At 28.7% G+C, this 14,768-nt stretch carries 16 protein-coding genes and 1 tRNA gene; all 17 read left to right on the top strand.

The window, feature by feature from the left end:
* Window positions 1–10 precede the first annotated feature (10 nt).
* Entirely contained in the window at window positions 11–574 is a 564-nt protein-coding gene (gene rsmD / locus A9G17_RS03640; protein ID WP_065737547.1) for a 16S rRNA (guanine(966)-N(2))-methyltransferase RsmD, read from the top strand.
* Window positions 574–831 carry a DUF1145 domain-containing protein gene (locus A9G17_RS03635; protein ID WP_065737546.1) on the top strand — a complete coding sequence of 86 codons (258 nt, stop codon included), beginning with the start codon at window positions 574–576 and terminating at the stop codon, window positions 829–831. The genes rsmD and A9G17_RS03635 overlap by 1 nt, the downstream gene beginning before the upstream one ends.
* 70 nt (window positions 832–901) lie before the next feature.
* Window positions 902–977, top strand: a tRNA-Gly gene (locus tag A9G17_RS03630).
* An 888-nt stretch (window positions 978–1,865) separates the two neighbouring features.
* Window positions 1,866–2,087, top strand: a complete 222-nt coding sequence (locus tag A9G17_RS03625) for a Flp family type IVb pilin (RefSeq protein ID WP_065737545.1) — start codon at window positions 1,866–1,868, stop codon at window positions 2,085–2,087.
* Between the two features lie 382 nt (window positions 2,088–2,469).
* A complete protein-coding gene (locus A9G17_RS03620; protein WP_065737544.1) occupies window positions 2,470–2,688 on the top strand; it encodes a Flp family type IVb pilin in 219 nt (72 codons plus the stop codon).
* A gap of 540 nt (window positions 2,689–3,228) precedes the next feature.
* A complete protein-coding gene (locus A9G17_RS03615; protein ID WP_065737543.1) occupies window positions 3,229–3,447 on the top strand; it encodes a Flp family type IVb pilin in 219 nt (72 codons plus the stop codon).
* Between the two features lie 512 nt (window positions 3,448–3,959).
* Entirely contained in the window at window positions 3,960–4,178 is a 219-nt protein-coding gene (locus A9G17_RS03610; RefSeq protein WP_065737542.1) for a Flp family type IVb pilin, read from the top strand.
* Window positions 4,179–4,682: 504 nt separating this feature from the next.
* Window positions 4,683–4,901: a Flp family type IVb pilin gene (locus tag A9G17_RS03605; RefSeq protein ID WP_065737541.1), complete on the top strand. Its 219-nt coding sequence runs from the start codon at window positions 4,683–4,685 to the stop codon at window positions 4,899–4,901.
* A gap of 540 nt (window positions 4,902–5,441) precedes the next feature.
* Window positions 5,442–5,660, top strand: coding sequence for a Flp family type IVb pilin (locus tag A9G17_RS03600; RefSeq protein WP_065737541.1), 219 nt, complete (start codon window positions 5,442–5,444; stop codon window positions 5,658–5,660).
* 505 nt (window positions 5,661–6,165) lie between these two features.
* Window positions 6,166–6,384, top strand: a complete 219-nt coding sequence (locus A9G17_RS03595; RefSeq protein ID WP_065737540.1) for a Flp family type IVb pilin — start codon at window positions 6,166–6,168, stop codon at window positions 6,382–6,384.
* A gap of 513 nt (window positions 6,385–6,897) precedes the next feature.
* Window positions 6,898–7,116 carry a Flp family type IVb pilin gene (locus A9G17_RS03590; protein WP_065737539.1) on the top strand — a complete coding sequence of 73 codons (219 nt, stop codon included), beginning with the start codon at window positions 6,898–6,900 and terminating at the stop codon, window positions 7,114–7,116.
* Window positions 7,117–7,894: 778 nt separating this feature from the next.
* The gene (locus tag A9G17_RS03585) at window positions 7,895–9,202 is read left to right on the top strand and encodes a TadA family conjugal transfer-associated ATPase (protein ID WP_081301659.1); all 1,308 of its coding nucleotides are present in this window, start codon (window positions 7,895–7,897) and stop codon (window positions 9,200–9,202) included.
* Entirely contained in the window at window positions 9,199–10,125 is a 927-nt protein-coding gene (locus A9G17_RS03580; protein WP_065737538.1) for a type II secretion system F family protein, read from the top strand. Before A9G17_RS03585 ends, A9G17_RS03580 begins: the two co-directional genes overlap by 4 nt.
* Before the next feature lie 3 nt (window positions 10,126–10,128).
* Window positions 10,129–11,001, top strand: coding sequence for a type II secretion system F family protein (locus A9G17_RS03575; protein WP_081301658.1), 873 nt, complete (start codon window positions 10,129–10,131; stop codon window positions 10,999–11,001).
* A 5-nt stretch (window positions 11,002–11,006) separates the two neighbouring features.
* Window positions 11,007–12,419, top strand: a complete 1,413-nt coding sequence (locus tag A9G17_RS03570) for a tetratricopeptide repeat protein (protein ID WP_065737536.1) — start codon at window positions 11,007–11,009, stop codon at window positions 12,417–12,419.
* Window positions 12,420–12,467: 48 nt separating this feature from the next.
* Complete coding sequence (locus tag A9G17_RS03565) at window positions 12,468–13,322, top strand: CpaB family protein (protein ID WP_065737535.1); 855 nt, start codon at window positions 12,468–12,470, stop codon at window positions 13,320–13,322.
* Window positions 13,323–13,324: 2 nt separating this feature from the next.
* Window positions 13,325–14,764 (top strand): type II and III secretion system protein family protein, encoded by a 1,440-nt coding sequence (locus A9G17_RS03560; RefSeq protein ID WP_065737534.1) that lies wholly within the window; start codon window positions 13,325–13,327, stop codon window positions 14,762–14,764.
* Window positions 14,765–14,768 lie beyond the last annotated feature (4 nt).

Below are 14,768 nucleotides of genomic sequence, written 5' to 3'. Positions count from 1 at the left end.
GGAATTGAGTATGAATGGTTCTATAAGAATTATTGGTGGAAAATGGCGTGGACGTAAATTGGCGGTACTTGACAAACAAGGTTTACGTCCTACTACTGATAGAGTTAAAGAAACTCTATACAATTGGTTAATGCCAGTTATTTATGATAGTGAATGTTTAGATTGTTTTTCGGGAAGTGGTTCATTAGGCTTTGAAGCTGCATCACGAGGTGCAAAAAGTGTAATATTACTAGAAAAAGATAAACAAGTTGCGCAGCTGCTTAATAAAAATAAACAGCTTATTGCTTGTGATTTAATTGAGATTCATCACACTAATACGCTAATATGGCTTAATCAACCTACTCAAAAACAGTTTGATATTGTGTTTATCGATCCACCATTTCGTCAATCACTCGTTGCCCAAACGGTTAGTAAGCTTGAAAAGAATAATTGGTTGAAATCATCTGCATATATTTATATTGAAACAGAAAAAGACCATGAGCTAATGAGTTATATTCCTACTAATTGGCAATTACATCGAGAAAAAATCGTCGGTCAAGTTCACTGCTATCTTTTTATACGAGAAGAAAATTAATGTTTATATTTATTGGTAAATTTTTATATACCATAATGTGGTTATTTTTATTATTTAATCTGATTCACCCTTACCCAAAACCTGCCAATATTGTTGCATATTTGGGTTTGGCCGCTTTTACCCTAACTCATGGCTTGCAAGCCTATATGTTACAGTCAACAATGACGAATAAAGAGAAAGAAGAGGATAAATTTAAAGCACTTCGTCTTTTTATTTTTGGTGTATTTGAATCACTTAGCTGGAAAATTAAAAAATAACGATAAAAGTGGTTGCCAGATACAAAAAATTTTGTATAATGCTCCCACTTCTTTCGAAGTATTCCAATAAGCGGGAATAGCTCAGTTGGTAGAGCGCAACCTTGCCAAGGTTGAGGTCGCGAGTTCGAACCTCGTTTCCCGCTCCAATTCTTCACCTACAAATATCCAATATCGAATAAACCTCCTTATAAAAGGAACTAGTCTATCTACTTTTTAACGGAATTTGGTTAAACTAATCATTAATACATTATATATGTAGTATCAATCATGTTGAAACTTAACATTTATATCTGACAAAAATTACCTTTAATTTTATAATTATATATCTTTTTTTATCCCTCCAAATATTTCTATAATCTTGGATTAATTATCTTTAGTAACTTTACAGTAATTATCATCAAACTTAAAAAATAACACTAGAGAAAATAAAATGTAAGCCAGTAAATGGAGCATTATTATTATGGATATATCAGCAATTTTTAATCAACTAAAATCCATTAGAAACTAAATTTAAAAAAACGAACGTGGTATGTATACAATTGAATATTCAATTATACATCAGGAATTACAATGATAATTTCAGGTATTTTGTGTGATGATGATCCAGTTAAAAAAGCTTTAACTGAATTATTTAATAAACTAAAGCATAAATTTAGTACTATCATTTAATTTTGATTTTACAATTTTAACTTATTATAAGTATTAAAATAGATATAAATTACAGTATAGGAGATAAGCCCAAATTTTTAATATAGCTATTTGAACTTATAAAGTTTCAATTTTCTTTTTTTAATTATCAAACATTCAATATAATTTTTTATTTTATTATTATTATTCATATGTTTAACAATTTATTTCTCTGTTAAGATTTCTTTTATTTACTATTATTTAACAAGCTATATTTAATATAAATTTAACAAAAAAATTATATTTGCATCTAGCAAATTTATATGAAACAGCATATAATTTGTTAAATTCTGTAAAGAGTAATTAATAAAGGTTAGAATAATGTAAATATTAAGGAGAAAGTTATTATGATGTATTTAGCAGCAATCCGTGCACAAATAAGAAATTTCACAAGCAAATTTATTAAGAATGAATATGGTGTAACTGCAATTGAATATGCAATCGTTGCGGCAGGTGTTTCCAGTGTGATTCTGGTTATCTTCAGGGGAAACGGTGGTCCTGTTTTTATAATGCTAGAGGATTTATTTGATAACTTGAAATTCAGACTGGAGAGTGTTATTCATTCATAAGTAATATTATTAATAATAACCACACCTCTATAACCGAGGGTGGTTTATTATTTAGGAGAAGTTAAACACCACTTTAACTTATGACATAAAATGTTGCAAATAGTAAAATATATATTACAAACGTTTTTAGTCCAAAACGCTATTATTCTCTCTATATTTATTCAAATATTGTATTTTCATTCTTTTATATTTGAATTATTTCCAATTTTATAATTCATAATTTAGTTACCGCTTTTTCCTATCATTCAATTTTAAAAAAAATTCAAATAAATTTGCGCTTTTGCTGGTAAATTTATTTTAACAAACATATAATGTAAAAACTTTCTAAAATGAAAGTAAATTAATATTAAAATAAATGTAAATACTAAAGGAAAGAATCATTATGATGTACTTATCAGCAGTTCGCGCACAAGTAAGAAGTTTTGCGGGCAAATTTATCAAAAATGAACGTGGTGTAACTGCAATTGAATATGCAATTGTTGCTGCAGGTGTTTCATCTGTAATTTTACTTATCTTTAATAAAGATACAGGTCCTGTTCGTAATATGTTATGGAATGTGTTTAGTTCATTACAAAGTAAATTAACTAGTATTATTTCTTAATTAGCAATCTTTAATTGTTATTTTGATATGAACCATCCCTTTTAGAACGGGGTGGTTTATTGTGTTAGGTTGGTTGGTTATTGTTGCACTTAATAACAAAACATTGTCAATAATAAAACCGATATTTTAACGGTTATTAAAATGAGTTAATATTCGCTGCTATCTTGATTTGAATCTTGAATTTTCAGTTATTTATACTTGAACTTTAAGCAATTTTATAACTCATATCTAAGTTACCTCTTTTTCTTTCTGACTTTAAAAAATTTAATGATGTTTTAGCAAATTATTTAATTAGTAAATTATTTTTTATTTTAATTTTTTAAAAAGGTTAAAATGTATTAACTTGTTAAAATATTGATTATAAACTATTTTTTACCTTTCATTGCATTGTTCGTGCTTTTTGTAGATTAATATAAAAAAATAAATAAAATTGCGGTTATGCTGGTAAATTTATATTAAACTGCATATAATATGAAAACTTTATGATAAGAAAAGTAAAACAGATTGATAATAATGTAAATATTTAAGGAGAGAGTTATTATGATGTATTTATCAGCAGTTCGTGCGCAATTAAGAAATTTTGCAGGCAAATTTATCAAAAATGAACGCGGTGTAACTGCAATTGAATATGCAATTGTTGCTGCAGGTCTTTCAGCTGTGCTTTTGATTATCTTTGGTAAAGATAATGGTCCTGTTCGTAATATGTTGGCTTTTTTGTTTATTGCATTAGATGATAAATTAATGAGTGTTATACGTTAATTAATAGTTTTTAATTGCTATTCTGATATAAACCACTCCTTTGCAAAGGGGTGGTTTATTATTTTAGCTTTTTATTACTACAAGTAATAATAGCATTGTCAATAATACAACCGATATTTTTAACGGTTAGTGAAATGGGTTAATATTTGCTGTTAACTTGATTTGAATCTTGAGTTTTCAGTTATTTATAAATGAACTTTAAGTAATTTTATGATTCACCCTCAGGTTGCCTTCTTTTTTCTGTCATGGCCTAAAAAATTTAATGGCGTTTTTGGCAAAATATCTAATGAGTAAATTGTCTTTATATTGATTATTAAAATATTAGTTATAAATTATTTTTTTATCTTTCATTGTATTGTTTATGCTTTTGGTATATTGAATATTAAAAATTTACAATAAAATTGCATTTTGGGCTGGTAAGTTTATATAAAACTGCATATAATGTGAAAACTTTCTGATAAGAAAGATAAAACAGTTTAAAAAAAATGTAAATATTGAAGGAGAGAGTTATTATGATGTACTTATCAGCAGTTCGCGCACAAGTAAGAAGTTTTGCAGGCAAATTTATCAAAAATGAACGCGGTGTAACTGCAATTGAATATGCAATTGTTGCTGCAGGTGTTTCATCCGTACTTTTACTTATCTTTAACAAAGATACTGGTCCTGTTCGTAATATGTTATGGAATGTATTTAGTTCATTACAAAGTAAATTAACTAGCATTGTTGGTTAATTAATAGTTTTTAATTGCTATTCTGATATAAACCACTCCTTTATAAAGGGGTGGTTTATTATTTTGGCTTTTTATTACTACAAGTAATAAAAGCATTGTTAATAATAAAACCGATATTTTTAACGGTTAGTGAAATGGGTTAATATTTGCTGTTAACTTGATTTGAGTTTTCAGTTACTTATAAATGAACTTTAAGTAATTTTATGACTCACCCTCAGGTTGCCTTCTTTTTTCTGTCATGGCCTAAAAAATTTAATGGCGTTTTTGGCAAAATATCTAATGAGTAAATTGTCTTTATATTGATTATTAAAATATTAGTTATAAATTATTTTTTTATCTTTCATCGTATTGTTTATGCTTTTGTTATATTGAATATTAAAAATTTACAATAAAATTGCATTTTGGACTGGTAATTTTATGTAAAACTGCATATAATGTGAAAACTTTCTGATAAGAAAGATAAAAAAGTTTAAAAAAATGTAAATATTGAAGGAGAGAGTTATTATGATGTACTTATCAGCAGTTCGCGCACAAGTAAGAAGTTTTGCAGGCAAATTTATCAAAAATGAACGTGGTGTAACTGCAATTGAATATGCAATTGTTGCTGCAGGTGTTTCAGCCGTGCTTCTAGTTGTCTTTAACAAAGATACTGGTCCTGTTCGTAATATGTTATGGAATGTATTTAGTTCATTACAAAGTAAATTAACTAGCATTGTTGGTTAATTAATAGTCTTTAATTGCTATTCTGATATTAATCACTCTTTTATAAAGGAGTGATTAATTTTTTTAGGGTGATTTGTTATTGCAGCAGGCAATAAATAAACATTACCAATAACAAAAGCAGATATTTTTAACGAAGCCGAACACGTTAATGTTTGTTAATATCTTGATTCGAGCCTTGAAACTTCAATTATTTATAATTGAATAATAAGTAATTTTATGAGTCACACCAGGTTGTATTTTTTTCTCCCTCTTATTCGCTTCAAAAAATTAATGGTGTTTTAACGAAACATTTAATGTTAAGTTGCCTTTATATTGATTATTAAAAAAAGTGATTAAAATATTTAATTTATTAACATGTTGATTTTGAAGATTTATTTTTTATCACATGACTAACGGTTTGTTGGGCTTGTATGAAAATTTACAATAAAATTGCATTTTGGACTGGTAATTTTATATAAAACCGCATATAATGCGAAAACTTTCTGATAAGAAAGATAAAACAGTTTAAAAAAAATGTAAATATTGAAGGAGAGAGTTATTATGATGTACTTATCAGCAGTTCGCGCACAAGTAAGAAGTTTTGCAGGCAAATTTATCAAAAATGAACGTGGTGTAACTGCAATTGAATATGCAATTGTTGCTGCAGGTGTTTCAGCCGTGCTTCTAGTTGTCTTTAACAAAGATACTGGTCCTGTTCGTAATATGCTATGGAATGTATTTAGTTCATTACAAAGTAAATTAACTAGCATTGTTGGTTAATTAATAGTTTTTAATTGCTATTCTGATATAAACCACTCCTTTATAAAGGGGTGGTTTATTATTTTGGCTTTTTATTACTACAAGTAATAAAAGCATTGTTAATAATAAAACCGATATTTTTAACGGTTAGTGAAATGGGTTAATATTTGCTGTTAACTTGATTTGAGTTTTCAGTTACTTATAAATGAACTTTAAGTAATTTTATGACTCACCCTCAGGTTGCCTTCTTTTTTCTGTCATGGCCTAAAAAATTTAATGGCGTTTTTGGCAAAATATCTAATGAGTAAATTGTCTTTATATTGATTATTAAAATATTAGTTATAAATTATTTTTTTATCTTTCATTGTATTGTTTATGCTTTTGGTATATTGAATATTAAAAATTTACAATAAAATTGCATTTTGGGCTGGTAAGTTTATATAAAACTGCATATAATGCGAAAACTTTCTGATAAGAAAGATAAGGAAATTTAAAAATAATGTAAATATTTAAGGAGAAAGTTATTATGATGTACTTATCAGCAGTTCGCGCACAAGTAAGAAGTTTTGCAGGCAAATTTATCAAAAATGAACGTGGTGTAACTGCAATTGAATATGCAATTATTGCTGCGGGTATTTCATCCGTGCTTTTGGTTATCTTTGACAAAGATAATGGTCCTGTTCGTAATATGTTATGGAGTGTATTTAGTTCATTAGAAAGTAAATTAACTAGCATCATTGGTTAATTAATAGTCTTTAATTGCTATTCTGATGTAAACCACTCCTTTGCAAAGGGGTGGTTTATTATTTTGGCTTTTTATTACTGCAAGTAATAAAAACATTGTCAATAATAAAACCGATATTTTTAACGGTTAGTAAAATGGGTTAATATTTGCTGTTAACTTGATTCAGATCTTGAGTTTTCAGTTATTTATAATTGAACTTTAAGTAATTTTATGACTCACCTCCAGGTTACTTTCTTTTTTCTGTCATGGCCTAAAAAAATTTAATGGCGTTTTTGGCAAAATATCTAATGAGTAAATTGTCTTTATATTGATTATTAAAATATTAGTTATAAATTATTTTTTTATCTTTCATCGTATTGTTTATGCTTTTGTTATATTGAATATTAAAAATTTACAATAAAATTGCATTTTGGGCTGGTAAATTCATATAAAACTGCATATAATGTGAAAACTTTCTGATAAGAAAGATAAAACAGTTTAAAAAAAATGTAAATATTAAAGGAGAGAGTTATTATGATGTACTTATCAGCAGTTCGCGCACAAGTAAGAAGTTTTGCAGGTAAATTTATCAAAAATGAACGTGGTGTAACGGCAATTGAATATGCAATTGTTGCTGCAGGTGTTTCATCCGTGCTTTTAATTGTCTTTAACAAAGATACTGGCCCTGTTCGTAATATGTTATGGAATGTATTTAGTTCATTACAAAGTAAATTAACTAGCATTGTTGGTTAATTAATAGTTTTTAATTGCTATTCTGATATAAACCCCCCTTTGCAAAGGGGCGGTTTATTATTTTAGTTTGTAATTATTAAAGTAATAAGATAAACCTTGTAAATAATTGAAATAGTTAGTAGAAAAAGTTTAAATTCTGGTTTTATTAGTTTAAGTGTCATATTGGTTAAATTTTTAAATTCAAAATATGTTAGATATTTAATGTTTTACTCTTTTAATTATTTAGCTAATTTTTTAGTAAAAAAATATCATTTTTCAATAATTAGATAATTAATTGATATTTTTTAAACATTATTTAGTATATTAATTTACTAATTACAAAATGTTGTAATAATTATATTTCATTAACTATATGTTTTTTTTATTATTTCTCACAGAAAAAAATTAAAGAAAATTTACATTTAACACTAGCAAAATTATATTAATTCGCATATAATGCAAAAACTTTATGATGATAAAGTAAATTAATTTTAAAAAAAATGTAAACAAAACAGGGCGAATTATTATAAGTGCTTTTGCTGTGTTTTTTGATTGTTTCAATGAAGAATACTATACAATTTATAATATTTTGAGAATGTATTTGGTTTATTGGAATTTAAATTAAAAAGGATCATTGCTTAATTAGCAATGTTTGGTTATTTATTCTAATATCTCTTTTTCTATAAAATAGAAATTGATATAGGATAGTTTGTTATCGTTTCAATTTATAAGATAAAAGTTGCTAATACAATATATTTGCGAGTAGCTTTTGTTGGTTAGGGGCTCAAACAAAAACGCTATGGCTAATGAACAATTTAAGTTTTCTAATGAGTGGGGAAAGGTTCGTGATTTGGTATTTCAAGTTCTAGATCTTGATTTAATTGATCAATTTAAAAAAGAGCCTAATCGAGTTTTACGTGAAATTCAAACTATAATCAGAGATATCATTAATTCAGGCAGTGCTTATATTACAGCTGATGAATCAAATGTATTAGCAGGTATGATTTGTGATGAAATTGTGGGTTATGGGCCAATTGATTCTTTGATGAAAGATGAAACTGTCAATGATATTTTAGTAAATGGGCCTAATAGTATTTATATTGAACGAGCAGGAATTCTTAGTAAAACCGATAAATTTTTTATTAGTGAACGACAGCTACTTGATATTGCGAGACGTTTAGTAAATAAAGTCGGTAAAAATATCGATGAATCACATCCCTTAGTCGACTCAAGAATGCCTGATGGAAGTCGTCTTAATGTTGTTATTCCTCCAATAGCCATTGATGGTACATCAATGTCAATTCGTAAATTTGGTAATGGTCACCGAACATTTCACGATTTAATCAAATTCGGTTCATTGAACGAACATATGGCTAATTTTTTAGTGATAGCTGCTCGTTGTCGGATGAATATTATTATATCAGGAGGGACAGGATCTGGTAAAACAACGATGCTTAATGCTCTTTCTGGATTTATCGGTGAACATGAACGTACCATTACACTTGAAGACGCAGCAGAACTAAAGCTCCAACAAGAACATGTAGTTAGAATGGAAACTAAAAGCGGTGGTGAAGATGGGCGTGGCAAAGTAACCATGCGAGATCTTTTAGTTAATGCTCTACGTATGAGACCTGACCGAATTATTTTGGGCGAATGCCGTGGTGAAGAAGCGTTTGAAATGTTACAAGCAATGAACACAGGTCATAGTGGTTCAATGTCAACACTCCATGCTAATACTGCTAAAGATGCATTAGCGCGTTTGGAAAGTATGATCATAATGGCACAGTCTGAATTACCTATTGTTGCAATTAAGCGTTATATTAGCTCATCTGTAAATTTTATTATTCAGGTCTCTCGTCTTCCAGATGGTCAACGAAAAGTAATGAGTATCACTGAAATTGTTGGATTAGAGTCAGGTAATATTGTTACTCAAGATGTGTTTGAATTTCGCGTTAATGACGAAAGGGATCCTTATGGGAAAATTCAAGGTGAATTTGTCTGTAATGGTTTAGTTAAACGTTCGGCTCTTTATGAGAGTGCTCAATATTATGAAATGTCAGATATTTTAGAAAAACTGATGCTAAATGCAATGGGTATTGAATCATGATTTTTATACTTTCGATAGCTCTCATTTTTGCTGCAATTATAAATCTTTTTGTATTACGTCGTCGTAGAGAGCGTTTACAGGTTTTCTATAGTGTTGAACCTAAAAGTGTATCATTATTGAGTTTGCTTGAAAGCCAAATTGCTGGTCGAGAAAAATCTTTTTCAGATCATGTTCTGTTTGGTATTAATACTTGGCTTAAATTTAATTTTCGACTGCTAATGTCTGGAGAATCTAAATCTAGAACATTTATCTATATTTTAGCTGGAACTATTGCTGGTATTTTTTTAAATAAGAAATATCTAGGTTACGATAATTACGTTGTAATCCCTTTTAGTCTTATGTTTACTATTGCTGTCATTTGTATTTTCAGGAAAAAAAGACTTAAAGCTGATTTTTATTCAAATTTTCCAGAGGCACTAAATATTATAACTGGTCTTATTGCTTCTGGTTACGCAATATCAACAACTTTTAAAACTTGTGGAAATTCTATTGAAGGCGTTGTTGGCAAAACATTAAAAGAAGTTAGTGATAGATTAGAAGTAGGAGATAGCGTTGAAAATGTTTTAATCAATTCTTATCTTCAACTCCCGTTTCCTGAATATTACTTTTTTATTTTGACAGTAATGGTTAATCTTGACAGTGGGGGGGAATTAAAAGAAATTTTTAGTCGATTAGGTAAAATGTTAACTGATAATCGAATTATGGCAAAAACTAGAGATGGCAAAACCGCTGAATTAAGAATGACTATGTGGATTTTAGGTGCTATGCCTTTTTGCTTTATCGGAATACTCAAGCTTGTATCAGAAGAAAATTATAATATTTTAAGCAACACTGATGGCGGTCATTATATTCTTTACTATGTTATAGGAAGTGTTGTTATTGGTTTTCTAATTATCAAAAGTTGGATTAATAAAATAGTTTAAATTATGAATATCTTATTATATATATCAATCTCATTTTTGCTTATCATTATAGGCTGTAGACAGTTGTTTATTACCTATTCGCTATTTCGAAACAAAGAAAAGATTGGTTTATTATTGAATAATGAAAATCCAGAAAGAAATGCTTCTAAAAAAAATGTAAATGAAAAAAATGTTGCTTTTGAAAAAATTGTTGCAAAAAATAGTGTAACAATTAGTTTTTTAAGGAGTTATCAGGAAAAAAATAGCTGGAGAATATATTCTGTTATTATTGTCTTTTCAATATTTTATTTGATTAATCAGATCTTTCAATTAATTGAAGTTAATTCAAATATCTTATTAATTTTATTGGTATTAATTGTTGTTTGCGTCATTATCATTCCGGATATTCTTGTTAAAAAGCAAACAAATAGAAAGATCAAAATGGTTTCACGAGATTTACCTTTGGTTATTGATATGATGGCGATTATGGTTAGATCTGGTATGACAGTCGAGAGTTGTTTTCGATATTTAAGTACAAGAGTGAAACCGATCAATAAAGATATCGCAGCCATTCTAGAAAGAGCTTGTTTAATGATGGACGTTAATGGTATTGAACTTTCAATTGATCTAATTCAACGAGAAGTGCCCAGCAAAGAAATGAGAATGTTTTGTGTAACATTAAGAAGAAGTATTAGTTATGGTAACTCAATTTATGATACTTTGCTAGATTTAGCAGCTGAGATGCGAGAGATGCAGAGATTAACGATAGAGGAACAGATCGCTGCACTTGCAGCTAAATTGACTATTCCAACGATGGTATTTTTTCTAGCACCAGTTCTTGTAATTATTGCAGGGCCTGTTTTTATGAGTATTGTGTCAACGTTTAATAGGATGTAGAGATAATGAATTATTTTTCAAGATGCTGTAAATCAAGTAGATTATTAGAGCCAAAATTTATGGTTGTATGTTCGATGTTATTTTTTGTTGTTGGGTGTCAAAATAGTACATTAAAGTATGATATGAATGAACAACAGAAAATTTATATTAACGAAACAACGAAGAATTATGGTGGTCTAATTGAAATTTATAAACAGCGCTTGAAACATGAAGATACAGAAGATACAAGACATAAACTTGCTAAAGCTTATTATCTTTCTAATGATTTTAATGCGGTGAAAAGGGTTTTGGAGCCTGTAATAAAAAATACTAAAAATGATGGTATTCTTATTCTATATGGTCACGTTGAATCTAGACTGGGTCATAATGACACAGCATTGGAATATTTAAATAGAGCGATTGAAATCGATAGTAAAAATGGAGAAGCGTATAATGTAAAAGGTATTGTTTTACTTAAAAAAAGACAATATGATGCCGCACGTTTTGCATTTCATGAAGCTAGAGAAAACTTTTATGATGAAAATAAAGTAACTAATAATTTAGCGATGTTATCGATATTAAATAAAGAATATAGTGAAGCTTATAAACAGCTCAATATTTTATACACTAAAGGATATCGTGATCAAACCATTCTTCATAATCTACTTTTTACATTAGTAAAATTGGATAAAATGCAATTGGCTAAATCATTTTGTATTGCTCATAGACTATCTAATGAACCAGATATTTTAATTCAAGAGTTGAGACAAATTGAACCAATAGATGCTATAAAATTTAATGAAGTTAAACCATCACAAAGTGATAACCAAAAACAATATACAATTGAAAAAGCTGCGGAACAGCTAGCATCTAATACAAAAACAGACATTACTATTAAAGATAAAAACGCAACTAAATCAATAAAAACAGCTAAATCAGTTACCCCAGCTAAATCAAGCATCAATGCTAAATTATCTAATATGTCTAAATTAGATGAAAAGGATTCATCAACGACGACTAACTTAGTAACAAATGTTCCATCTGTTTCTGCGAAACAAACCAAACAAACCACATCTACTCAGTCCACTATATTAACGGTTCGTTCTGGGGAACATGCAAAGTTTAGTAGGATTACTTTCGAAACAGAGAATAAATTGAGTAAGAAAAATTATTCAGTTGAAAAAATTTCTCCAACGGAATTTAAGTTATCATTTTATGATGTGTCATTACCTGCCGAAGGAATTAATCCTATTATCAAACGTATTTCTGGTAGTGACCGCGATTTTGCTGCTATTACAGGGACCTTAACCGCTGAAAAAACATTAATTCTTAAAATAAAAACTAAACAAAAATCAACAGTGAAAGATTTTTATGTTGGATCTAATTCTAAAGGAAAAACTCACTGTTTTGCATTCGATTTTTATTTAGAAAAGAAATAAGTGCAACGGAAAAAGTAAAAAAATAATATAGTACGGAGTGGAGTTTGCATGAAAGATAAAAAATTAATTGTTTTATATTTAGCCATGATAGTTGTGGGACTTGCCTTACTTTTTACTAAGTCGGCCCCTCCAACTGTTACACCAGACAATCAAACAGTTGTCATTGAACCTCCTAAAAAGGAAGAACCTAAAACCGAGGTTATTAATGTTGCAATAGCAAAACATGATATTGATAAAAAAACAATCTTGACAAAAGATGATTATTATTTCAAGTCAATTGAAGTTGCTATCAATAAAGAAAGACCTAAATTTATAACTAGTGCGGCTGAAATTGATGCCCATGTAGTAAGAAATCATATTGCAAAAGATACTATAATTGAAGAAAGTCTTATTGCATCCCCAAATTCAGAAGATTATGTGATATTAGCATTAAAAGATGGCAATTATATGTTTCCATTTACAATAGATCCAATGGATTCTTATTTAATGAAAAATCTTAAAGGTGGCGATCTCGTTGATCTTTATGTTTTTTATGGTGATGAAACAGATAAAGTAGCGAGAAATCGGGAAGATAAGCTAGTTTCACCTAGTCGTGATTTCGTTAAAAATCGTCTAAAACCAATTATTGTCGGAAAGAAAATTTTATTTTTTGACGTAGAACAAGAGATGGATAAAAGTTATAACAAAAATAACGTTGCTCAAGTTCAATTAGAACTTTCGAATCAGGAAATTAAATTATTAAGAACATTAATGACGAACTCTACAATTATTATGTATCCAAGTACTTTCAAAAAAAATGTTGGAGATGGATTACGTCTTTTAAAAGATAAAGAAAAAAATTGGCCTCTATCTGAAAAAGATATTTTTTCAGGGACACGAATTAATACGTTAAAAGGTAACTAAGAATGCTAATAAGAACTAAATCAATTATTAATATGATCAAACCTATCATCTGCTTATTATCGATTGGCTTCTCTTCGTTGGCTTTTGCTAATATTCATAATTTACAGATCGGACAAAGTAAAACACTTGTGTTACCTGAAAATGTTGGCACAGTATTTATTAGCCAAGATAGTGTTGCAAACTATGAGGTTATTGAAGGTAAATCATTAATTATTTATGGAAAGTCAAACGGTAGAGCAAGTTTAATTGTTTATGATAGTGATAATAATATCATTATTAATGATACTATTAATGTCGATCCACTTTTATATCAAATTACAAATAGACTTGCGCAAAATTTCCCAAATAGCAGTATAACAATCGATCGTTATGATAGTGGTGATGCAAATAATAGATTTGTGTATGTGTTAAGTGGTACTGCGCCAGATACAACAACAAAAGGTAAAATTTTGGCACTTATAGGATCTTCAATTGGGCAAAATGCCGAACGAATAAGGCAGGAATACAGTAATGGCTCAGGAGGATCATCTGGTAGTCAATATCTTACATTTCAAGATTATTATACTTACAGTAATATAATTGATAATATTAGAGTGCTCCAAGAATATCAGGTTAACGTACAATTGACCTTTGTTGAAGTAAGTAAGGATTTTACTGATTCACTAGGGATTGAATGGCAAAGTTTAACTTTGGATAGTATGATGGGTAATGGATCTGCTATCAACTCTATTGGTGAGTTTTCGCTATTGGGTATAAGAAAAGGACTGAATATACATAATATTACCACTATGATTCGTGCTGTAAAAAATGATCGTTTAGCGAAAGTATTAGCACAACCTAATTTATCTGTACTTTCTGGTGAAAGTGCATCATTTTTAGTCGGAGGTGAGATACCTATTGTAACTAAAAACAAAGATGGTGATGCTAATGTTACTTATAAAGAATACGGTATTAAGTTGAATATTAGTACGAAAGTAAATAATGATAAACGTATAAGATTGTTCATGGAAAATGAAGTGAGTTCAGTTTCGGGTTCGTATGCTTTTAATAACTATAATATTCCTACGTTGTCTTCTCGAAGAACAAAATCCACAATTGATTTATCTGATGGTGATAGTTTTGTCATTGCGGGATTAATTAATGAAAGTGATCAGGAGCAATTATCTCGTCTTCCTTTTATTAGTGATATTCCAATTTTAGGAGCACTAGCGAGAAGTTCAACAACGAGTCGTTCTAAATCCGAGATGATAGTTTTTGCAACAGTTAATTTGGTAACACCAAAAAGTAGTTTTGATAGTATTGAATTACCAACTATAGAGCGGACTGATGTAATTAATAGTTTCTTTAATATTAAAAACAATCTTGATAAGCAAAGAAAAAAGACAGTACCAGCTTCTAACGAAAGTGAAAAATTTATTAATGATATGGGCTTTATTGAATAAAAGG

Source organism: Gilliamella sp. wkB7 (genome assembly GCF_001693435.1).
GTDB lineage: Bacteria > Pseudomonadota > Gammaproteobacteria > Enterobacterales > Orbaceae > Gilliamella > Gilliamella apicola_N.
The sequence above is the reverse complement of the archived record's forward strand: the minus strand, read 5'-3'. Positions and strand labels throughout refer to the sequence as shown.

Bases quoted from the DNA above. Each gene is read 5' to 3' on its own strand.
- A9G17_RS03585 (WP_081301659.1), top strand. From the start codon at position 7,895: ATGGCTAATGAACAATTTAAGTTTTCTAATGAGTGGGGAAAGGTTCGT.
- A9G17_RS03605 (WP_065737541.1), top strand. From the start codon at position 4,683: ATGATGTACTTATCAGCAGTTCGCGCACAAGTAAGAAGTTTTGCAGGC.
- A9G17_RS03610 (WP_065737542.1), top strand. From the start codon at position 3,960: ATGATGTACTTATCAGCAGTTCGCGCACAAGTAAGAAGTTTTGCAGGC.
- A9G17_RS03590 (WP_065737539.1), top strand. From the start codon at position 6,898: ATGATGTACTTATCAGCAGTTCGCGCACAAGTAAGAAGTTTTGCAGGT.
- A9G17_RS03560 (WP_065737534.1), top strand. From the start codon at position 13,325: ATGCTAATAAGAACTAAATCAATTATTAATATGATCAAACCTATCATC.
- A9G17_RS03570 (WP_065737536.1), top strand. From the start codon at position 11,007: ATGAATTATTTTTCAAGATGCTGTAAATCAAGTAGATTATTAGAGCCA.
- A9G17_RS03600 (WP_065737541.1), top strand. From the start codon at position 5,442: ATGATGTACTTATCAGCAGTTCGCGCACAAGTAAGAAGTTTTGCAGGC.
- A9G17_RS03635 (WP_065737546.1), top strand. From the start codon at position 574: ATGTTTATATTTATTGGTAAATTTTTATATACCATAATGTGGTTATTT.
- A9G17_RS03625 (WP_065737545.1), top strand. From the start codon at position 1,866: ATGATGTATTTAGCAGCAATCCGTGCACAAATAAGAAATTTCACAAGC.
- A9G17_RS03575 (WP_081301658.1), top strand. From the start codon at position 10,129: ATGAATATCTTATTATATATATCAATCTCATTTTTGCTTATCATTATA.
- rsmD (WP_065737547.1), top strand. From the start codon at position 11: ATGAATGGTTCTATAAGAATTATTGGTGGAAAATGGCGTGGACGTAAA.
- A9G17_RS03620 (WP_065737544.1), top strand. From the start codon at position 2,470: ATGATGTACTTATCAGCAGTTCGCGCACAAGTAAGAAGTTTTGCGGGC.
- A9G17_RS03580 (WP_065737538.1), top strand. From the start codon at position 9,199: ATGATTTTTATACTTTCGATAGCTCTCATTTTTGCTGCAATTATAAAT.
- A9G17_RS03565 (WP_065737535.1), top strand. From the start codon at position 12,468: ATGAAAGATAAAAAATTAATTGTTTTATATTTAGCCATGATAGTTGTG.
- A9G17_RS03615 (WP_065737543.1), top strand. From the start codon at position 3,229: ATGATGTATTTATCAGCAGTTCGTGCGCAATTAAGAAATTTTGCAGGC.
- A9G17_RS03595 (WP_065737540.1), top strand. From the start codon at position 6,166: ATGATGTACTTATCAGCAGTTCGCGCACAAGTAAGAAGTTTTGCAGGC.